Annotated in this window: 19 protein-coding genes; 8 read left to right on the forward strand and 11 right to left on the reverse strand. The window is 67.2% G+C overall.

Annotated elements, in window-relative coordinates:
* Positions 1 to 51: 51 nt before the first annotated feature.
* Positions 52 to 375 carry a hypothetical protein gene (locus tag J2X20_RS08860; protein ID WP_310263494.1) on the forward strand — a complete coding sequence of 108 codons (324 nt, stop codon included), beginning with the start codon at positions 52 to 54 and terminating at the stop codon, positions 373 to 375.
* A gap of 75 nt (positions 376 to 450) precedes the next feature.
* Here J2X20_RS08860 and J2X20_RS08865 read toward each other — a convergent pair whose 3' ends face one another.
* Entirely contained in the window at positions 451 to 2,235 is a 1,785-nt protein-coding gene (locus J2X20_RS08865) for an ABCB family ABC transporter ATP-binding protein/permease (RefSeq protein WP_310263495.1), read from the reverse strand.
* A gap of 74 nt (positions 2,236 to 2,309) precedes the next feature.
* Between J2X20_RS08865 and J2X20_RS08870 the strand changes: the two genes are divergently transcribed.
* On the forward strand, positions 2,310 to 2,714 hold the full coding sequence (locus tag J2X20_RS08870) for an acyl-CoA thioesterase (RefSeq protein ID WP_310263497.1): 405 nt from the start codon (positions 2,310 to 2,312) through the stop codon (positions 2,712 to 2,714).
* Between the two features lie 21 nt (positions 2,715 to 2,735).
* On the opposite strand, the gene J2X20_RS08875 is transcribed toward J2X20_RS08870, so the two are convergent.
* Together J2X20_RS08875 and J2X20_RS08880 are read right to left on the reverse strand one after the other, a co-directional pair.
* Positions 2,736 to 4,568 (reverse strand): rhamnogalacturonan lyase B N-terminal domain-containing protein, encoded by a 1,833-nt coding sequence (locus J2X20_RS08875; protein ID WP_310263501.1) that lies wholly within the window; start codon positions 4,566 to 4,568, stop codon positions 2,736 to 2,738.
* A gap of 102 nt (positions 4,569 to 4,670) precedes the next feature.
* On the reverse strand, positions 4,671 to 5,405 hold the full coding sequence (locus tag J2X20_RS08880) for an SGNH/GDSL hydrolase family protein (RefSeq protein ID WP_310263503.1): 735 nt from the start codon (positions 5,403 to 5,405) through the stop codon (positions 4,671 to 4,673).
* 263 nt (positions 5,406 to 5,668) lie between these two features.
* Here J2X20_RS08880 and J2X20_RS08885 point away from each other — a divergent pair, with 263 nt between their 5' ends.
* Both J2X20_RS08885 and J2X20_RS08890 read left to right on the forward strand, forming a co-directional pair.
* Positions 5,669 to 6,457 carry a PEP-CTERM sorting domain-containing protein gene (locus tag J2X20_RS08885; protein ID WP_310263505.1) on the forward strand — a complete coding sequence of 263 codons (789 nt, stop codon included), beginning with the start codon at positions 5,669 to 5,671 and terminating at the stop codon, positions 6,455 to 6,457.
* A gap of 124 nt (positions 6,458 to 6,581) precedes the next feature.
* Positions 6,582 to 7,196, forward strand: a complete 615-nt coding sequence (locus J2X20_RS08890; RefSeq protein ID WP_310263507.1) for a phage tail protein — start codon at positions 6,582 to 6,584, stop codon at positions 7,194 to 7,196.
* A 20-nt stretch (positions 7,197 to 7,216) separates the two neighbouring features.
* On the opposite strand, the gene J2X20_RS08895 is transcribed toward J2X20_RS08890, so the two are convergent.
* The 8 genes from J2X20_RS08895 to J2X20_RS08930 form a co-directional block, all read right to left on the reverse strand.
* On the reverse strand, positions 7,217 to 7,981 hold the full coding sequence (locus tag J2X20_RS08895) for an enoyl-CoA hydratase (RefSeq protein WP_310263509.1): 765 nt from the start codon (positions 7,979 to 7,981) through the stop codon (positions 7,217 to 7,219).
* A 72-nt stretch (positions 7,982 to 8,053) separates the two neighbouring features.
* Positions 8,054 to 8,587, reverse strand: coding sequence for a DUF1569 domain-containing protein (locus tag J2X20_RS08900; RefSeq protein ID WP_310263512.1), 534 nt, complete (start codon positions 8,585 to 8,587; stop codon positions 8,054 to 8,056).
* Positions 8,588 to 8,590: 3 nt separating this feature from the next.
* Positions 8,591 to 9,805, reverse strand: a complete 1,215-nt coding sequence (locus tag J2X20_RS08905; protein WP_310263515.1) for an acetyl-CoA C-acyltransferase — start codon at positions 9,803 to 9,805, stop codon at positions 8,591 to 8,593.
* Positions 9,806 to 9,834: 29 nt separating this feature from the next.
* Positions 9,835 to 10,365, reverse strand: coding sequence for a DUF4442 domain-containing protein (locus J2X20_RS08910; protein WP_310263517.1), 531 nt, complete (start codon positions 10,363 to 10,365; stop codon positions 9,835 to 9,837).
* An 11-nt stretch (positions 10,366 to 10,376) separates the two neighbouring features.
* Positions 10,377 to 12,773: a 3-hydroxyacyl-CoA dehydrogenase/enoyl-CoA hydratase family protein gene (locus tag J2X20_RS08915; protein ID WP_310263519.1), complete on the reverse strand. Its 2,397-nt coding sequence runs from the start codon at positions 12,771 to 12,773 to the stop codon at positions 10,377 to 10,379.
* A 173-nt stretch (positions 12,774 to 12,946) separates the two neighbouring features.
* Positions 12,947 to 13,372, reverse strand: a complete 426-nt coding sequence (locus J2X20_RS08920) for a DUF2147 domain-containing protein (protein WP_310263522.1) — start codon at positions 13,370 to 13,372, stop codon at positions 12,947 to 12,949.
* 38 nt (positions 13,373 to 13,410) lie between these two features.
* Positions 13,411 to 15,201 carry an acyl-CoA dehydrogenase C-terminal domain-containing protein gene (locus J2X20_RS08925; protein ID WP_310263524.1) on the reverse strand — a complete coding sequence of 597 codons (1,791 nt, stop codon included), beginning with the start codon at positions 15,199 to 15,201 and terminating at the stop codon, positions 13,411 to 13,413.
* Positions 15,202 to 15,243: 42 nt separating this feature from the next.
* Positions 15,244 to 15,957 (reverse strand): TetR/AcrR family transcriptional regulator, encoded by a 714-nt coding sequence (locus J2X20_RS08930; protein WP_310265140.1) that lies wholly within the window; start codon positions 15,955 to 15,957, stop codon positions 15,244 to 15,246.
* Between the two features lie 362 nt (positions 15,958 to 16,319).
* On the opposite strand from J2X20_RS08930, the gene J2X20_RS08935 reads away from it, so the two are divergent.
* From J2X20_RS08935 to J2X20_RS08950, 4 genes are all read left to right on the forward strand, one after another.
* Positions 16,320 to 16,877: an HNH endonuclease gene (locus J2X20_RS08935; RefSeq protein ID WP_056203026.1), complete on the forward strand. Its 558-nt coding sequence runs from the start codon at positions 16,320 to 16,322 to the stop codon at positions 16,875 to 16,877.
* A gap of 117 nt (positions 16,878 to 16,994) precedes the next feature.
* Positions 16,995 to 17,477 carry an outer membrane lipoprotein gene (locus J2X20_RS08940; protein WP_310263526.1) on the forward strand — a complete coding sequence of 161 codons (483 nt, stop codon included), beginning with the start codon at positions 16,995 to 16,997 and terminating at the stop codon, positions 17,475 to 17,477.
* A 50-nt stretch (positions 17,478 to 17,527) separates the two neighbouring features.
* A complete protein-coding gene (locus J2X20_RS08945; protein ID WP_310263528.1) occupies positions 17,528 to 18,016 on the forward strand; it encodes a hypothetical protein in 489 nt (162 codons plus the stop codon).
* A 102-nt stretch (positions 18,017 to 18,118) separates the two neighbouring features.
* Positions 18,119 to 18,577, forward strand: a complete 459-nt coding sequence (locus J2X20_RS08950; protein ID WP_310263530.1) for a DUF1203 domain-containing protein — start codon at positions 18,119 to 18,121, stop codon at positions 18,575 to 18,577.
* Positions 18,578 to 18,600: the final 23 nt, after the last annotated feature.

Here is an 18,600-nt window from a genome sequence, read left to right on the forward strand (position 1 = left end):
GCGGGTGTCTGCAGGTGGTCTCTGACGCCGGTTTAGGTTAAGTTCAGTCCCATGCTCCAGACCGTGCTCGCCGCCACCGGCCTCGTCGTTTGCATCGCCCTGGGCGTGCATATGGCCCTGCCCTACCGCTGGCAGGCGCGGGTGGACGCCGGTGTGGCCGCCCTGCAGTCCTGGGCGCAATTGCAATTCGCCCGCCTCACGGGCTGGCGCCGCCGCCAGCGCCAGACCCGAGCCGCCGCGCTGGAGGCCGAGCGTGTGATCCGCCGCGCCCGCGAGTCCGCGCTTCACGATGCGCGCGACAGCCGCACCGATGGTGAATGGGACGGCAACGTCTACCGCCCCAAGAGCTTCGAGAAGCCCAAGAAGCCGCACTGAGCAGGGCCCGAGGACAGCGCCTGCGCGCTGTCCGACGCTCTGTGAAGGACCGCGGCATGCAGGCCGCGGGCATGATCAGTCCACCGACTGCTGCAGCTTCCACATCTCCGCATAGCGGCCATTCCTGGCCAGCAGTTCGTCGTGCCGACCGCGCTCGATGATGTGGCCCTGCTCCAGCACGATGATCTCGTGGGCGTCGACCACCGTGGACAGCCGGTGGGCGATGACGAGAACCGTCTTGTTCTGGCCCACCGACTCCAGTTCGGCCTGGATGGCGCGCTCGTTGGTCGAGTCCAGCGCCGACGTCGCTTCATCAAAGATGAGGATGGGCGGGTTCTTCAGCAGCGTGCGGGCGATGGCCACGCGCTGCTTCTCGCCGCCCGACAGCTTGAGACCGCGCTCGCCGACCATGGTGTCGTAGCCCAGCGGTGTGGCGGCGATGAAGGCGTGGATATGGGCGGCCCGCGCCGCGCCCTCGACCTCGGCCTGGCTGGCGCCGGGTCGGCCATAGGCGATGTTGTAGGCCACCGTGTCGTTGAACAGCACCGTGTCCTGGGGCACGATGCCGATGGACTTGCGCAGGCTGGATTGCGTGACGGCGCGGATGTCCTGGCCGTCGATGCGGATGGCGCCGGAGTCGATGTCGTAGAAGCGGTAGAGCAGCCGCGCCAGCGTGCTCTTGCCCGAACCGCTGGGGCCGACGACGGCCACCTTCTTGCCGGCCGGGATCTCGAAGCTGACGCCGTGCAGGATGGGCCGCACCGGGTCGTAGGCAAAGCGCACGTTGTCGAAGACGACGCTGGCGCCACCCGCCTGCAGATCGGTCGCACCCGGCGTGTCGGCCACCTCGCGCTCGCGGTCGAGCAGGCGGAACATCTTCTCGATGTCGGTCAGGGCCTGCTTGATCTCGCGGTAGATGACGCCGAGGAAGTTCAGCGGGATGTAGAGCTGGATCATGAAGGCGTTGACCATGACGAGGTCACCCAGGCTCATGCGCCCGTCCACGACGCCCTGGGTGGCCCGCCACAGCATCAGCACCAGGGCGGTGGCGATGATGAGCTGCTGGCCGGTGTTCAGCATGGACAGCGTCCGCTGGCTTTTCAGCTGGGCCTTGTACAGCTTCTCCAGGCTCTCGCCATAGCGCGCCGACTCGAAGTCCTCGTTGTTGAAGTACTTGACCGTCTCATAGTTCAGCAGCGAGTCGATGGCCTTGCTGTGGGCCACCGAGTCCAGCTCGTTGAGCGCCTTGCGGAACTTGGTGCGCCACTCGGTGACGACGACGGTGAAGCTGATGTAGACGACCAGGGCCGCGACGGTGATGCCGGCGAACCAGACGTCGAACTTGACGCCCAGCAGCGTCAGCACCAGCACCACCTCGATCAGCGTCGGCACGATGCTGTAGAGGGAATAGCTGATCAGCGAATGCACGGCCCGCGTGCCGCGCTCGATGTCGCGCGTCATGCCGCCGGTCTGGCGCTCGAGGTGAAAGCGCAGGCTCAGGTCGTGCAGATGCCGGAACACCTGCAGCGAGATGCTGCGTGCCGTGCCTTCGGTGGCCTTGGCGAAGATCAGCTCGCGCAGCTCGGTGAAGAGGGACGTCGACAGCCGCAGCCCGCCATAGGCCAGCAGCAGGCCCAGGGGCACGACGACCAGAGTCTGGGGCGAACCCGGCTTGAGGTCCAGCGCATCGATGAGGTGCTTGAGCAGGATGGGTACGCCCACATTGCTGACCTTGGCGCCCACCATGAAGGCCAGGGCCAGGCCGACGCGCCAGCGATAACGCCACAGATAGGGCAGCAGGCGGCCGACCGTGCCCCAGTCACCCCGGGGGGCGGGAGCCGAGGCGGCCGTGGCTGGCACGGAGGATGCTGATGTGAGGGATCTCAAGCGCAGGACCGAGAATGTGGATCGATGAATTGTTGCAAGTAGAAGCGATGACCCAGGATTCAAGCCTCACACAACCCCACGCCGGCCAGCGCGAGCTGGTGCTGCGGGTGATGCCCATGCCCGCCGACTCGAATGCCAACGGCGACATCTTTGGTGGCTGGATCATGGCCCAAGTCGACATTGCCGGCTCCATCCTGCCGGCGCGCATCTCGCGCGGCCGCGTCGCGACGGTGGCCGTCAATGAGTTCATCTTCAAGCAGCCGGTCTCCATTGGTGACCTGCTGAGCTTCTACGTGACCGTCACCCGCGTGGGGCGCACGTCCGTCTCGGTGCACGTGGAGGTCATGGCCGAGCGCGACCCGGAGAACCTGCACGTGGTCAAGGTGACCGAGGCCAACCTGACCTATGTGGCCATCGACCGCGAAGGCAAGCCCAGGCCGATCACGGTCTGATCTGCCTCGGCAGTCCAGGCGTCACGGCGTCACGATCAGGTCGACCGCGTCGTAGGAGAGGCCTGGGCTCAGATAGGCCGTGCCCGAAGTGCCGCTGACGACATTGATCGTCAGCGTGTTGGTGCCGGCTACCAGCGCCGTCGATGGGATGTCGAAGCTGTAGAGCCGGTTGACGCCGCGATAGGTGCCCACGGTCAGATTGCGTGAGCCCTTGGGCGGCGCCGTCGGAATGGCCGAGGTCCAGCTGTTGACGGTGATCTGCGGGCGCGCGCCGTTGAAGTCGGCCGTGGTGCCCAGGCGCAGCGTGAGGTTGCGCACCTGGGCGCTGGTCAGCGTGAACTGGATGACGCGCGCGTTGTTGACGTCCTTCCACTGGTAGGCCGGGAAGCCGCTGGCGGCGCTCGACGAACCGACGACGAAGGTGGACGGCAGCCAGCTGCTCATGCGCACGTCCGTCGGATGCATGGTCGTGAGCCGGCTGCCGTTCAGGAACTCGGCGGGCGAACCGTCCCAGTTGCCGATGCGCCAGAGCGCCGACGTGCCGGAAGGGTCGGCGTTGATCGCCAGCGTGTTCAGCGCCGTCGTGCCGCCGGCCGTGACCGTCACGCTGCCGGTGTAGACCGCCAGCTCGTTCTTGTAGACCGTCAGCGTGTAGGTCCCTGGCCGCATGCCGGTGCTCTTGAAGAAGCCGCCGTTGGCCAGGTTGGCGCTGGCCCAGTACTGCGCCGTGGCGTTGGAGAAGCCCACGGTGTAGGTGTACGCGGAATCGGTGCCCGACAGGCCCACGCCAGCCACCGTGCCACGACCGGAGGCCGCCACATAGCCATCCAGCGCCATCAGCGAGAACCAGCTGGTGTCGGGCGCGGCCGGCGCGCCGCCATTGGTGAACATCAGTGTGTAGCTGTTGAGAACGCCCAGGCGGAAGGCCTCGGTCTGGCCCTCGCCGTAGTTGACGATATAGGTCAGCTCGTTGCTGGTGGACGTGATCTGGTTGAGCAGGCTGCGGTAGAACGGTCCGCCGGAGTTGCCTTCGTTGTTGTCGCGGTAGAACCAGAGCCCGACGCTGCCGGCGCTGTTCACGCCGCCGAAGTACTGCCAATCCTTCAGCCGCATATTGGAGTAGTGCTTGGAGCGCGTCTGTCCGCTGCTCGCCGTGCCGCTGGAGAAGCCGAACACGTCGCTCGCTTCGACCGTCGTGTCGGTGCCGCGCAGGTCCTGCGGCCAGCTGCCATTGCTGGCCAGGCCGCCGGGCGTGCCGGCCGGGCCGCCCTTGGACAGCACCGCAACGGGCACGCGAACGATGAAGCGCACCAGGTTCAGCGTGTCGGGCTCCTCGGTGAAATAGCTGCCCATATAGATGCGCGGCTCGCCACTCTTGGCCATGTAGTAATGCTTGAGCACGCCGCCGTTGGCGCTGTAGACCGTCACCGTGATCTTCACGTAGGCGCCGCCGCTGACGACGCCGCCATCGGCCGTGGATGCCGGGGTGGCCGCACCGGTGCTGCTGATCATCTGGGCCTGCACATCGACGGCCGAGACATTGCTGTAGAGATAGTCGAAGCCGGAGTTCAGCTGCGAGCCGCGGCTGGCGTCGGCGTACTGCACGCCGTTGTAGAGGAGGCTGGAGAGGTCGCCCTTGGACTGGGTGCTGACGCCATTGTCATAGGCCATGACCTTGAACACCAGGCCGCCGCCGGTGTCCACCTGGTATTGCAGCTTGGAGGAACTGCCGCCGTCGTAGAGGGTGGTGAGGCTGAAGGCCGCCAGCGCTGGCGTGGCTGTCGCCATTGACAAGAGCACGAACGCCGCCGCACCCAGCCGGCGCAGGCGCCGGCGGAGGATATCGATCCGCATGTTTTGTCTCCTATTGAGCCCGCCGTCTGCGGGTTCGCGCGGCCGGTGCTGCCGCGTGTTTGCGGCGGGGGCAGTCTAGGAATGGGCTGGCGCCCATAACGCTCAACTTGATGAGCGGATCGAGAGATGAGGCAGCGAAGCCACAACCCGGTCGGCCAGGGCCTCGGCCCACAGGGCATAGCCGCGCGGGCCGGGATGGAAGCCGTCCTCCGCCATCAGCTCGGCGGCGTTGCGCTGCATGGCTTCGGGCAGAAACAAGACCTGCCGGCCCGGTTGGCCGGCCACGGCACGATGCAGGGCCGCATTGAAGCGCGCCGCCTGGCGGCCGAAGAACCAGCGCAGCGGCTGGGGCAGCAGCGGGAACTGCTGCATGGGTGGCGCCGCGCAATGCAGGCTCAGGCGCACGCCGGCACGCTCGGTCGCCAGCGCATGGATGCGGTCGAGTGCGGCCAGGGCCTGGGAAGGCGCAATCTGGTCGACGACATCGTTGACGCCCAACGACGTGATCAGCACATCGGCCGGTATCACCTCGGCCGCTTCGAAGGCGGCGAGCGCCTGTTCGCTGCGATGGCCGCTGGTGGCGATGAGCTGCCAGCCCACCGCTTGACCGAGCCGGGTCGTCAGGGCCTGGGCCAGCCGGCCGGCCAGGGCTTCATCCTGGTGGGAGGCGCCGACGCCGGCAGCCGATGAGTCGCCGACGATGAGCAAGCGCAGCGCCGAGCCGTCCGCCGCACGCGGCCCTGCGGCCTCAGGCAGACGCAGCGCAGTGGCCCTCACACGGCGGCCTTGCCAGAGCAGGAGCGGGCCCAACAGCAGTTTGGCGACGAACAACTTCATTCGGCTAAGGGGACCGGATACAGCGGCCCTGTTGGGGATGGGCAGGCGCGGCGAGTGTAAGGAGATGCCGCCCACCAAGGACGGCGACATCGTCAAAACGCCAATTTTCAAGGAGGGTTTGACTCCATGTCGAAATGATTGACAGCCGCCGGCCGGGGCTGCACCACTGGGGCGCCAAGTCCTTGAATACAGTGGATTTGTTCGATGCGGCACGGGATATGCGGGTACCGATATCAAGGCCTTTTCGGGCCAAGGAGCTGGAGATGAGCAAGCCTTTCACCCAGTTGTCCTTTGCGGCGGCCCTGCTGCTGTCGGCCACGTTCAGCGCTGCCGGCCCGGTGCCTGTGGGGCTCAGCATCAACGGCTCGGTGACGCTGGACACGGTCAATTCCGCGGCGCCCACGGGCACGGCGACCCAGAGCGGCCAGCTCAAGTACCGCAACGGTGGCAGCGACAGCCTCGCCTCCTTCAGCGGCGCTCCGGCCGGTATTTCGCCATCGAGTTCCCTGGGCGGAGCGCTGAGCGCCACGGGTGACGGGTTCGGCGTGCAATTCAGCATGGCGGGCGGCGGCCTGTCCTCGGTCGGACCGCTGTTCGCAGACTATGCGCTCAGCCTGGCCAACAGCTCGGCCACCGACACCTTCACCATCCTGTTCCGCGGCCTGTACACGAACTCGGTCAGCGCCAGCGGCGCCGACGCCTACGCCCATTCGCTGTGGAGCTTCAAGGACGCCGGCCTGAACGAGCTGGTCGCCACCGAGCATTCGGTGGACACCCTCAACACCGGGCCCAGCAACAACTTCAGCTTCGACAGCGCGAGCAACGCCGTCCTGATCACCCTGCTGCCCGGCGAATCGGCGAGCTATACGGGCTTCCAAAGCCTGGTGGGGGGCGGCAGCGACGGCAATTTCGCGAGCTTCTTCGACGTCTTCTTCGAGCTTGAAGACATCCGCTCCAGCGGCATCGTCAACCGCGTGCCCGAGCCGGGCACGCTGGCCCTTGCCGCGGTGGCCCTGTTGGCCCTGTCGCGACGACCCCGCGGCCGCCGCTGAAGGCGCCCGCTGGCCGCGGGCTGCTGCAAGCCCGAGACCTTCTCGAGATTTCAACGGCGGCGCGCTTCTCCAGCCTGGAGCGGGGCGCCCTTCTTTCTCGACCCCACCCTGAAAGGCTTTCCCCATGAAACTACGCCCCATCGTTTCGCTGGCCGGGGGATTGCTCGCCAGCCTCGCCGGCTCTTCGGCCATGGCCTGTTCAGGCGCCGAGCCCTACCTCGCCACCGTGTGCATGACGGCCGCCACCTTCTGCCCACGGGGCTATCTGGAGGCCGACGGCCGCCTGCTGTCGATTGCGCAAAACACGGCGGTGTTTGCGCTCATGGGCACGACCTATGGCGGCGACGGCCGGACCACCTTCGCCCTGCCCGACCTGCGCAGCCGCGTGCCGGTTGGCGCCGGCATGGGCCCGGGCCCGGGCCTGGCCAGTGTCGACCAGGGCGAGGTGGGCGGCGTGGAAAACGTCACCCTGCTGCAGAACCAGATGCCGATACACAGCCACGCAGCGCAGCTGCGCGGCGTTTCAGGCACCGGGACCACAGACACCCCGACCGCCGCCTCACCCGCCCGGCTGGCGCGCTCCAACAACTACAGCGCAGCCCCGACCGACGTCAACATGGCCGCAGGGACGGTCTCGGTCGCCTCGGCCGGCGGCAGCCTGCCCTTCGCCGTGCGCAACCCCTATCTGGGCCTGCGCTACTGCGTGGCCATGGAGGGGATCTTCCCCTCGCGGCAATAAGCCAGGCGGCGCGCCCGGGCTCAGTTGAACTTCGAGAAGTCCGGCGCGCGTTTCTGGAAGAAGGCCTGGAAGGCCTCCATGGCCTCGGGGCTGCGCAGGCGGGCACCGAAGATCTCGGCCTCACGCGTGATGGCGGCCTTGACGGCGTCGCGCTGGGCGTCGCGGATCAGCTTCTTGCTGTCGCGCACGGCGCCCGGCGCCAGCGTGTTGAAGCGCTCGGCAATGCGGCGCGCGTGGTTCAGCACCTCGCTGCCCGGCAGCACGCGGTTGGCGATGCCACATTCGACGGCCTGCTCGCCGGTGAAGGGGTCGCCCAGCAGCAGCTTCTCGGCGGCGCGGCGGTTGCCGATCAGCTGCGGCAGCACGACGCTGGACGCGAACTCGGGCACCAGGCCCAGGGCCACGAAGGGCATGGCCAGGCGGGCTTCATCCGAGACAAAGACGAAGTCGCAATGCAGCAGCATGGTCGTGCCGATGCCGATGGCGGCACCGGTCACGGCGGCGATGACGGGTTTGCCGCAGTCGACCAGGGCATGCATGAACTGGAAGGTCGGCGCGTCCTCGCCGCGCGTCGGGCCGGCCATGAAGTCCTCGAGGTCGTTGCCCGAGGTGAAGATGCCGGGCTGGCCGGTGATCAGCACGGCGCGCACGGCCGGGTCGGCGTCCGCCGCACGCAACGCATCGGCCATGGCCTGGTACATGGCCTGGGTGATGGCATTCTTCTTCTCGGGGCGGGCGATCTCGAGGGTCGCGACGCCATTGACGGTGTAGCTCTTGATGGTCATGTGAACTCCTTGCGGCAGGTGCTGGCGCTATTGGACGGCATCGACGCCAGGCGAGGCGTCAACCGCGCGACGTCACGCTGTTGCCGTCTTGGCGTGGAACTGGGTCCAGTGATTGGCCAGGTGCATCAGATGGGCTCGCTCGTACTGCGGCTTGGTCAGCTCACCGTAGGCGAAATGAGGCCGCAGTGTGCCGTTGAATTGGGCGAAGGCGTCCATCGCGGCCAGCAGGCGGTTCACCGAGGTCTTCAGCGCCTGTGACGCGTCCAGCGCCGGCGCGCCGGGAATGGGCTCGTCCAGACTGTGGCTCATGGCGCCACGCGCGTTGAAGACGGCGAAGGCGGCGGAGCCAACGGAGGAACGGAACCACGCGCCCTTGAGCGCCGGGAAGCCCTGCATCGAGAACTCGATGCTCTGGGCCAGATGCTGCATGACCTGGCTCAGATTCCACGGATTGCCCTGCACGACCTTCTCGTTGAACAGCAGGTCCAGCACGGCCTGTTGGGCCTGCTTCCAGCTGGTGAAGGTCTCAAGCCGCCCGGTGCAGGCGGCCAGTGGTGTCGCCGCGAGCAACACCGTGGAGGTCTTGAGCGCGCGGCGACGGTCCATGGTTCAAAGCCTTTCGAAGATGCCAGCAGCGCCCTGGCCGGCGCCAACGCACATTGTGACCATGCCGTACTTGCCGCCGGTGCGGCGCAGATTGTGGATGACCGAGGCGGCGCGGATGGCACCGGTGGCGCCCAGCGGGTGGCCCAGGGCGATGGCGCCGCCGTTGGGGTTGACCTTGGCGCGGTCGAGCTCGATGCCCTTGCTGTCGAGGTCGTTCAGCACGGCCAGCGATTGGGCGGCGAAGGCTTCGTTCAGCTCGACCCAGTCCAGGTCCTTGGCCGAGATGCCGGCCATCTTCAGCGCAGCGGGGATGGCTTCGATGGGGCCGATGCCCATGATCTCGGGCGGCACGCCCTTGACGGCGAAGGAGACGAAGCGGGCCAGCGGCGTCAGGTTGAAGCGCTTCAGCGCCGCTTCGCTGACGATCAGCAGGCCGCCCGAGCCGTCGGAGGTCTGCGAGCTGTTGCCGGCAGTGACGCTGCCCTTGGCGGCGAACACGGGCTTGAGCTTGGCCAGGCCTTCCAGCGAGGTGTCGGGGCGGGCGCCTTCGTCGAGCTTGACGGTGCGGGTCTTGGTGTTGACCGTGCCGTCAGCCAGGTTGGGCGTGCGCTCGACGACGTCGAAGGGCGTCATCTCGGCATCGAAGTAACCGGCCTGCATGGCGGCCACGGCGCGACGATGCGATTCCACCGAGAAGGCGTCCTGGGCCTCGCGGCTGATCTTCCACTGGGCGGCGACCTTCTCGGCCGTCAGGCCCATGCCGTAGGCGATGCCGATGTTCTCGTCACGCTCGAAGATCAGCGGGCTCAGGGACGGCTTGTTGCCGCCCATGGGGATCATGGACATGGACTCGACGCCGCCGGCGAACATCACGTCGGCCTCACCGACGCGGATGCGGTCGGCCGCCATCTGCACGGCGGTGATGCCGGAGGCGCAGTAGCGGTTGATGGTCACGCCGCCGATGGTGGGGCCCAGGCCGGCCAGCACCGAGGCCACGCGGGCGATGTTCATGCCCTGCTCGCCTTCGGGGAAGGAGCAGCCGACGATGGCGTCTTCAATGGCGGCGGGGTCCAGGCCCGGGGCTTGCGCCAGCACGGCCTGCATGACCTTGACGAGCATCTCGTCGGGGCGGGTGTTCTTGAAGTAGCCACGGCCGCTCTTGCCGATGGGCAGACGGGTGGCGGAGACGATGTAGGCGTCTTGGACTTGCTTGCTCATGTTTGTTCCTTGGTCAGTTGGGGACAGAGCTACGCGCGGGTACGCGCTTCGGTCTGTCCCGCAAGGTCTTGGGATTGGGGCTTTTCTTTGGGCACCCAGGCCCAGACAAATTCACACTCGATCGGCTCGATGCCGGCTTCGTCGGTCACGGTCACGGCGACCTTGACCTCACCCTTGGTTTCGTTGGCCATCGCATGGCGCTGCGCCGCCGTCAGGTGCGCCTTGGCGACCAGGCCGCCGGTAGCGCGCTTGCGGAAGTTCACCTGCAGCGACTTGCACAGCGGCAGGCAGTCGTCACGCACATTCATGCCCACCACCATGCCGGTGGCGGTCTCGGCGAGCAGCGACATGGCGGCCGCGTGCACGCCCTTGATGTGGTTCTGCACCGGGCGCTTGTTGGCGACGCGGATCTCGCTGCGCTCGGGCGTGAGCGCAACGAAATCCAGCGAGGCGGTTCCCGTGAAAGGCACCGCGCGACGCAGCGCGAAATTTCGCGCAGGCCCACGCAGCGGGGACGGCAGGCCGTCCAGCTTGGCAAGGGTGCGTTGAAGCCGGTTCACGAGTGATGGCCTTAGTTGCGGACGGGCTTGCCGGTTTGCAGCATCCCCATGATGCGCTCTTGCGTCTTGGGGTTGTCCAGCAGCGAGCAGAAGTGCTTGCGCTCCAGGGCCATCAGGTACTCCTCGGTGACCAGGGAACCCGCCTCGACCTCGCCACCGCAGACCACGTCGGCAATCGCCGCGGCCAGGTGGTAGTCGTGGGCGCTGACGAAGCCGCCGTCGCGCATATTGGCGACCTGGCCCTTGATCGTCGCGATGCCGCTGCGGCCGGCGACCGGGAACATGAGCTTGTGCGGTGGGCGGTAGCCGGCCTCGCTCATGCCCTTCACCGTGGCCGTGGCCACGTGCAGCAGTTCGTCCTTGTGCGGGACGATGATGTCGCTGTCGAGCAGGAAGCCGTTCTTGCGGGCCTCATGAGCCGAGGTCGCGACCTTGGCGGTAGCCGCGGTCAGGAAGCCGTCCTTCAGGAAGCTCAGGATGTCGGCACCGGCATTGCCGGCGGCGGCCATCTCGGCGGCGCGGCGGGCGATATAGGTCAGGCCGCCACCGCCGGGGATCAGACCCACGCCGACTTCGACCAGGCCCACATAGCTCTCGACATGGGCGACGCGGCGGGCGCAATGCACGGCCAGCTCGGCGCCACCGCCCAGGGCCAGGCCGCGCATCGCGGCGACCACCGGCACATTGGCGTAGCGCAGGCGCAGCATCATGTCCTGCAGCTTCTTCTCTTCCGGCGCGATGCCCTTGCTGCCCATCTTCATGAAGACGGGCATCAGGCTCTCGAGGTTGGCACCGGCGGAGAACACATCGTCCGGCGACCAGATCACCAGGCCCTTGTAGTCGGCTTCAGCGATCTCGACCGCCTTCAGCAGGCCCTCGGTGACGGCCGGGCTGATCAGGTGCAGCTTGGCGGTGATGGAAGCGATGACGACTTCGCCGTCCAGCGTCCAGACGCGCACTTCCTCGTTCTTGAACAGCTCGGTGCCGCTCTTCAGCGGGTCAGCGGCGCCGGTGCCCAGCAGGCTTTCCGGGAAGGCCTGGCGGGCGTAGACCGGCAGCTCGCTGCGCGGCTTGAACTTGCCTTCAGCGGCGCTCCAGGAACCTTGCGGCGTGTGCACGCCACCGGCTTCAGCGACCGGGCCTTCGGTGACCCAAGCCGGCAGCGGCGCGCTGGACAGGGTCTTGCCGTCGGCGATGTCGGCCGAGATCCACTCGGCGACCTGCTTCCAGCCGGCGGCTTGCCACAGCTCGAACGGGCCCTGTTGCGTACCGAAGCCCCAGCGCATTGCGAAGTCGATCTCGCGGGCGGTGTCGGCCACGGTGTTCAGGTGAACGGCGGCGTAATGGAAGCTGTCACGCAGGATGGCCCACAGGAACTGGGCTTGCGGGTTGGTCGATTCGCGCAGCAGCTTGAGGCGGTCGGCCGGTTGCTTCTTCAGCATGCGAGCGACGATCTCATCGGCCTTCTTGCCGCCGGCGACGTATTCACCGGTGGCGAAGTCCAGGCGCTGGATGTCCTTGCCGACCTTCTTGTAGAAACCGGCACCGCTCTTCTGGCCCAGGGCGCCCTTCTGGATCAGGCCCGCCAGCACGGCCGGCGTGGCGTAGGTGCTGTAGAAGGGGTCGTCCTTCAGGTTGTCCTGCATGGTCTTGACGACGTGGGCCATGGTGTCCAGGCCGACGACGTCCGCGGTGCGGAAGGTGCCCGACGAGGCGCGGCCCAGCTTCTTGCCGGTCAGGTCGTCGACGACGTCCACCGTCAGACCAAACTTCTCGGCCTCGATCATCGTGGCCATCATGCCGGCGATGCCGACGCGGTTGGCGACGAAGTTGGGCGTGTCATGGGCGCGCACGACGCTCTTGCCCAGCGACGTGGTGACGAAGGCTTCGAGCTGGTCGAGGATTTCGGGGCGCGTGGTCGGCGTGTTGATCAGCTCGACCAGGGCCATGTAGCGCGGCGGGTTGAAGAAGTGGATGCCGCAGAAGCGCGGCTTGATTTCTTCGGGCAGCACTTCGGAGAGCTTGGTGATGCTCAGGCCCGAGGTGTTGGAAGCGACCAGGGCGTGCGGGGCAACGAAGGGCGCGATCTTGGTGTACAGGTCGAGCTTCCAGTCCATGCGCTCGGCGATGGCCTCGATGATGAGGTCACAGCCGCGCAGCACTTCCAGGTGCTCCTCGTAGTTGGCCTGCTGGATCAGCGCGGCTTCGGCCGAGTCACCCAGCGGCGCGGGCTTGAGCTTCTTCAGGCCGTCGACGGCCTTGGTGACGATGCCGTTCTTGGCACCTTCCTTGGCGGGCAGGTCGAACAGCACGACCGGCACCTTGCAGTTGACGAGGTGGGCGGCGATCTGCGCGCCCATCACGCCGGCGCCGAGCACGGCGACCTTGCGGACTTGGAATCGACTCATTTCATTCTCCATGTTTGCCAGTTGTTCATTGCCCTTCGGGCCGAGCGCCGGGCCGCCCCAAGCCGGCCCGGTTGGCGATGTGCTTGCGGTCATTCCGCCAAGCATCGCCGTCCCCTCGGGGGACCGACCAGGCTGACCCGCGTCCAGCGCGGCAGCCTGGGCGAGGGGCCACTTCACTCCACGCGGATCCACGTCTGCGTGCGGTAGAAGGGGCCGATATAGCCGCGCATCTCCAGTTTCTTGCCGCCTTCGATGGGCTTGAGCCGGGTGCGGTAGGTCTTGCCGTTGTTGGGGTCGAGGATCTCGCCGCCACCCCAGGTGCCGTCGCCCTCGCCCTTCACGCCGCGGATGATCTGCAGGCCGACGACGGGCTTGTCCTTGCGGTCGTCCGTGCACTTGTCGCACTTGGAATCGCCTGGATCCTTGGGGTCCAGCAGCTTGTCGATGCTGCCCACGAGGGTGCCCCCCTGTTCGCTGATGCGAACCAGCGACTTCGCGGTTTTGCCGTCGTCGTCAATGGTCTTCCACAGGCCCACGGGTGAAGTCTGCGCCAAGGCAAACGCGGGCAACAGCAGGGCAGCAGCGAACAGGAATTTCATGGGGGGCATCCTTGTCGTCGAGCAGGCTCGACCTTGTCTCAGAACAGGGCTTCTTCCATTTCCATCAGCGGCGCCAGGCCCGCACGGCAGGTGCGGATCAGGCTGGCCGTCTCAGGCAGCAGCTTGGCGAAGTAGAAGCGGGCCGTGGCCAGCTTGGCCGTGTAGAACGGGTCGCCGCTGTCCTTCTTGGCCAGGGCGATCTTGGCGGCCTGGGCGAAGAAGAAGGCGAAGGTCATGTGGCCGACCACGCGCAGGTAGTCCACTGCCGCCGCACCGACTTCGTCGGGGTTGCCGAAGGCCTTCATGCCGATTTCCTGCGTGAGCTTGTTGACCTTGTCGCCCAGGTCGGCGAGGGGGTTCACGAACTCCTGCATGGCTTCGTTGGTGCCTTCCTCTTCGATGAAGGCGGCGATCTTCTTGCCGAACTTCTTCAGCGTAGCGCCGTTGTTGCCCAGTACCTTGCGGCCCAGCAGGTCCAGCGACTGGATGGTGTTGGTGCCTTCATAGATCATGTTGATGCGCGCATCGCGCACGAACTGCTCCACGCCCGTCTCATGGATAAAGCCGTGGCCGCCGAAGACCTGCATGCAGTGCGAGGTGGCGAGCCAGCCGTTGTCGGTGATGAAGGCCTTGATGATGGGCGTCAGCAGCGCGACTTCGGCGTCGGCTTCCTTGCGCTCGTCCTCGTCGTCGCTCTTCAGCGCCTTGTCCAGTTGCAGCACCGTGTAGCCCTGCAGCATGCGGCCGCCTTCGGCGAAGGCGCGGGCCGTCAGCAGCATCTTGCGCACGTCGGGGTGGACGATGATGGGGTCGGCCGGCTGGTCGGGCGACTTGGGGCCGCTCAGGGCGCGCATCTGGATGCGGTCCTTGGCATAGGCCACGGCGTTCTGGTAGGCCACTTCGGTCAGGCCCAGGGACTGGTTGCCGACGCCCAGGCGGGCCGCGTTCATCATGACGAACATGGCAGCCAGGCCCTTGTTGGGCTGACCCACCATGGTGCCGACAGCGCCTTCCAGCGTGATCTGCGCGGTGGAATTGCCGTGGATGCCCATCTTGTGCTCCAGGCCGGTGCAGAAGACGGGGTTGCGGGAGCCGAGCGAGCCGTCGGCGTTCACGTTGAACTTGGGCACGACGAACAGCGAGATGCCCTTGCTGCCCTGGGGCGAGTCCGGCAGGCGGGCCAGCACCAGATGGACGATGTTGTCCGCCATGTCGTGCTCGCCGGCCGAGATGAAGATCTTCGAGCCGGTGATCTTGTAAGTGCCGTCGGCCTGCGGTTCAGCCTTGCTGCGCAGCATGCCGAGGTCGGTGCCGCAGTGGGGCTCGGTCAGGCACATGGTGCCGGTCCACTCGCCGCTGGTCAGCTTGGGCAGGTACAGGGCTTGCTGCTCGGGCGTGCCGTGGGCATGCAGGGCCTCGTAGGCGCCGTGGCTCAGGCCCGGGTACATGGTCCAGGCCTGGTTGGCCGAGTTCAGCATCTCGTAGAAGAACTGGTTCACCAGATGCGGCAGGCCCTGGCCGCCGAACTGCGGGTCGCAGCTCAGCGCCGGCCAGCCGCCTTCGACGTACTGCTTGTAGGCTTCCTTGAAGCCCTTGGGCGGCTTGACCTCGTGCGTGGTCTTGTCGAGCACGCAGCCCTCGGCGTCGCCGCTGAGGTTGATGGGGGCGATGACTTCGGCGGCGAACTTGCCACCTTCCTCGAGCACCGCGTTGATCGTGTCGGCGTCGATGTCCTCGTGGCCGGGCAGCATCTTCAGCTCGTCGACGACGTTCAGCAGCTCGTGCATGACGAACTGCATGTCACGCATGGGCGGGGTGTACTGGGGCATCGGGTACTCCTGGGACTACGGTGAGAGTGGTGGTGAATCGGTTCAGCGCTTGACGGCGCCGTTCTTGGGAGGCTTGCGCGACTGGTCGACCTGCAGGCCGAGCGGCGTGGCATAGAACTGGATGGTCCGCTCGAAGCCGGTGCCGGCGCGCGCCAGGGCGCCGGGAATGCGCATGAAGCGCGCGTCGTGGTGCAGGGACAGGATGAGGCCATGCAGTTCGAAGCAGATCTGCTCGACGTCGGCATCGGCCTTCAGATGGCCCTCGCCGATGGAGAGGGTGATGGCCTTCTGGAGGGCCGCATGCCAGGCCTTGACCATGGCGACGAGAGCGTCGCGCACCGGGCCGGGCCGGTCGTCGAACTCGACGGCGCCGCTGATGTAGATGCAGCCGGAGTCGACCTCGACCGAGACGCGGCGCACCCAGCGCTCGAACATGGCGCGCAGCCGCGGCAGGCCGCGCGGCTCGCGGATGGCGGTGAAGAAGACTTCTTCCTCGAACTTGGCGTGATACTCGGTCACGACCGCGATCTGCAGTTCCTCACGCGAGCCGAAGTGGGCGAAGACGCCCGACTTGCTCATGCCCGTCACGTCGGCCAGGGCGCCGATGGACAGGCCTTCCAGGCCCATGTGCGAGGCCAGGCCCAGGGCGGCTTCGAGGATGGCGGCGCGGGTCTGCTGGCCTTTTTGCAGCGAGCGCGCAACGCGGGCCGGCTTCGCAACGCGCAGCGGGGCGGTTTTCTTGGGCGGCAGGGGCAGCGTGCTCACGGACAGACCAGGCAGGAATAAAACGAACGATCGTTCTATTTTGCAGGTCGCTCCGGCGACAGCGCCAGTCCAGTCCGACTAAATCCTAGGGTGTTGTGCCTAAAACTGCCGCCCACCTAGGGTAGACCCCAGCCCCTCGCCCGGTCCCGCACGCTGAACGCGGGCGCGCCTGGTCGGTCCCCCGCGGGGACGGCGATGCTCGCGGCATCGAGCCGCGAGCACTTCGCCCAACGGGCCGGCTAGGGGCGGCCCGGCGCTCGGCCCCAAATACAGACACCACCGCCACGTGTCATGGCCCGGCGCTTGAGCGGCAGGTCGCTTCTGAAGTAGTCTCCGGTAGGAGGTTGACTTCTGTGGATGTGCTCCAACTCGATGTCTCCGGCCGCCCCCAGGCCTGGATCACGACCCGTGAAGCGGCCGTGATCTATGCCTGCGACGGTGTCGCCTGGACGCTGGGCGACCCCTGCCAGGTGCTGCGCGGGGGCTGGCAGCGCATCTCGGGCCGCCAGTCGCGCATCGAGGTCCACCCCATCATTGCCGTGCGCGGCGCCGTTCCCAGCCGGGCCTGGCGCCAGGCGCCGGCCCTGACCAACAGCAAGCTCTTTGTGCGCGACCGCTTCGTCTGCGCCTATTGCGGCCACCACTGCCTGCCCGAGGACCTGACGCGCGAACACATCCATCCAACCTCGCGCGGTGGCTACGACACCTGGATGAACTGCATCACCGCCTGCCGGCCCTGCAACGGCCGCAAGGGCAACCGCATGCCGGAGGAGGCCCATATGAGCCTGCTCTATCTGCCCTATGTCCCCAGCCTGCACGAGGACATGATCCTGCGCGGACGCCGCATCCTGGCCGACCAGATGGAATTCCTGCTCGCCAGCGTGCCGCGCAGCTCGCGCCTGCATGGCTGACGCAGGGGTGATCCCCGTTGACCGCCAACGGTAAAGAGTTGTAGTCCAGGGCATCCAGCCGTCAACGGCAGGACAATTGCGGACGTTGGGCTGCCGTTTTGCCCAAGGAGTATTCGAATGTCCAAGCTCATGACTTCCCTCACCCTGGCCGCGGCCCTGGTGCTTTCGGCCTGCTCGACGACCAGTCCCGACGTCGTCCAGCGCGGTGACGCGCAGCGCCTGTCGCAGATCCAGGACGCCACCGTGCTGTCCACCCGTCCCGTCACCGTCGACGGTTCGCAAAGCGGCGTTGGCGGCGTGGCCGGCGGCGTGACCGGCGCGATTGCCGGCAGCTCGGTCGGCGGCCGCCGTGAAGGCGCCGTCGTCGGCGTCATCGGTGCCGTCGCCGGCGCCGTCATCGGCAACGCCATCGAGCGCTCGGCCACCAAGGAAGACGCCCTGGAAATCATCGTCCAGCTGCGCAACGGCGAACGCCGCGCCATCGTCCAGGCCAAGGGCGCCGAAACCTTCAACAGCGGCGACCCCGTCGTGCTGGTCACGACCGGTGGCAAGACCCGCGTGCAGCGCGCCCCGGCGGTCCAGCCGGCCAGCAACGGCTGAAGCCTTCCGGCGGGAGCGGACAATGGCGGGCTCACCAGCCCGCCATTTTTATGTCCGCTCCCGACACCGACGAACCCCTGTATGAAGCGCGCCTGTGGCGCGACAACGGCTGGACCGCCCAGGTCATCAAGAACGAGGACGACGAAGGCTGGGCCGTCGCCATGTACAAGGCCGGCGAAAGCGAGCCGGCCCTCGTCGGCCCCTGGACCATGGGGCGCGACAAGAAGAACCCCAAGCCGCTGGACGGCAATGCCTTCAACACGCTGGTGAAGACGGCGTCCGAGGTCATACGCCGCCATGAGCAGCAACTCCATGCCCAGCTCAACAAGGCCCTGTACGTCGCCCGCGACGGCAACTGGCTGAAGATCTCGCTGGAGATCGTGCCCAGCGAGGACGACCCCTTTGCCTGGCTGCGCGCTCACGACGCGGCCGGTGAACAGCTCGCCCAGGTCAAGGTGGCTGCCGGCTTCCGGCTGAGCCAGTCCGCTGCCGAAAGCTGGGTGGACAACGCGTTCGAGCGCCCGGCCGGGCGCGACTAGAGCCTCCTAGCCCCAGGGCAATGGGCTCTCCATGTCCGATAGCGGCCAGACCTGAGCGGGCCGCTTGCGAAGAATGGCACTCATCCCAACCAGGAGCACGCCATGCCCTTTCGCATCACCGGCCTGTCCGCCCAGCCCTTCGCCCACCTCTTTGGCCTCAGCGACGCCGAACTCGCCGCCCATGGCGCCCTGCGCTATCGCGGCGAAGGCCTGCCCGACCGCGTCGAACTGCGCGACACGACGCCCGACGAGAGCGTCCTGCTGATCAACCACGAGCACCAGCCCGCCGACACGCCCTATCGCTCCCGCCACGCCATCTTCGTGCGCGAGCAGGCCAGCCAAGCCTTCGACGCCGTCGACACCGTGCCCGGGGCGCTGCGCCGCCGCCTGCTGTCGCTGCGCGCCTTTGACGCCGCCGGCCTGATGGTCGATGCCGACATCATCGACGGCCAGGCCATCGAGGGCCTCATCGAACGCCTGCTGGCCCAGCCCGAGGTCGCCTACATCCACGCGCATTTCGCGCGGCGCGGCTGCTATGCGGCCCTGATCCGGCGCGCCTGAGCCCCCGCAGCTCGGGGGCCACC

This window comes from Roseateles saccharophilus (genome assembly GCF_031458095.1).
Taxonomy (GTDB): Bacteria; Pseudomonadota; Gammaproteobacteria; order Burkholderiales; family Burkholderiaceae_C; genus Pelomonas; species Pelomonas saccharophila_A.

Coding starts and splice junctions, on each gene's coding strand:
- J2X20_RS08875 (WP_310263501.1), bottom strand. CDS start 4,568: ATGCGGATCGATATCCTCCGCCGGCGCCTGCGCCGGCTGGGTGCGGCG.
- J2X20_RS08925 (WP_310263524.1), bottom strand. CDS start 15,201: ATGCCCCAGTACACCCCGCCCATGCGTGACATGCAGTTCGTCATGCAC.
- J2X20_RS08890 (WP_310263507.1), top strand. CDS start 6,582: ATGAAACTACGCCCCATCGTTTCGCTGGCCGGGGGATTGCTCGCCAGC.
- J2X20_RS08915 (WP_310263519.1), bottom strand. CDS start 12,773: ATGAGTCGATTCCAAGTCCGCAAGGTCGCCGTGCTCGGCGCCGGCGTG.
- J2X20_RS08885 (WP_310263505.1), top strand. CDS start 5,669: ATGAGCAAGCCTTTCACCCAGTTGTCCTTTGCGGCGGCCCTGCTGCTG.
- J2X20_RS08860 (WP_310263494.1), top strand. CDS start 52: ATGCTCCAGACCGTGCTCGCCGCCACCGGCCTCGTCGTTTGCATCGCC.
- J2X20_RS08900 (WP_310263512.1), bottom strand. CDS start 8,587: ATGGACCGTCGCCGCGCGCTCAAGACCTCCACGGTGTTGCTCGCGGCG.
- J2X20_RS08905 (WP_310263515.1), bottom strand. CDS start 9,805: ATGAGCAAGCAAGTCCAAGACGCCTACATCGTCTCCGCCACCCGTCTG.
- J2X20_RS08880 (WP_310263503.1), bottom strand. CDS start 5,405: ATGAAGTTGTTCGTCGCCAAACTGCTGTTGGGCCCGCTCCTGCTCTGG.
- J2X20_RS08895 (WP_310263509.1), bottom strand. CDS start 7,981: ATGACCATCAAGAGCTACACCGTCAATGGCGTCGCGACCCTCGAGATC.
- J2X20_RS08950 (WP_310263530.1), top strand. CDS start 18,119: ATGCCCTTTCGCATCACCGGCCTGTCCGCCCAGCCCTTCGCCCACCTC.
- J2X20_RS08945 (WP_310263528.1), top strand. CDS start 17,528: ATGTCCGCTCCCGACACCGACGAACCCCTGTATGAAGCGCGCCTGTGG.
- J2X20_RS08940 (WP_310263526.1), top strand. CDS start 16,995: ATGTCCAAGCTCATGACTTCCCTCACCCTGGCCGCGGCCCTGGTGCTT.
- J2X20_RS08920 (WP_310263522.1), bottom strand. CDS start 13,372: ATGAAATTCCTGTTCGCTGCTGCCCTGCTGTTGCCCGCGTTTGCCTTG.
- J2X20_RS08870 (WP_310263497.1), top strand. CDS start 2,310: ATGACCCAGGATTCAAGCCTCACACAACCCCACGCCGGCCAGCGCGAG.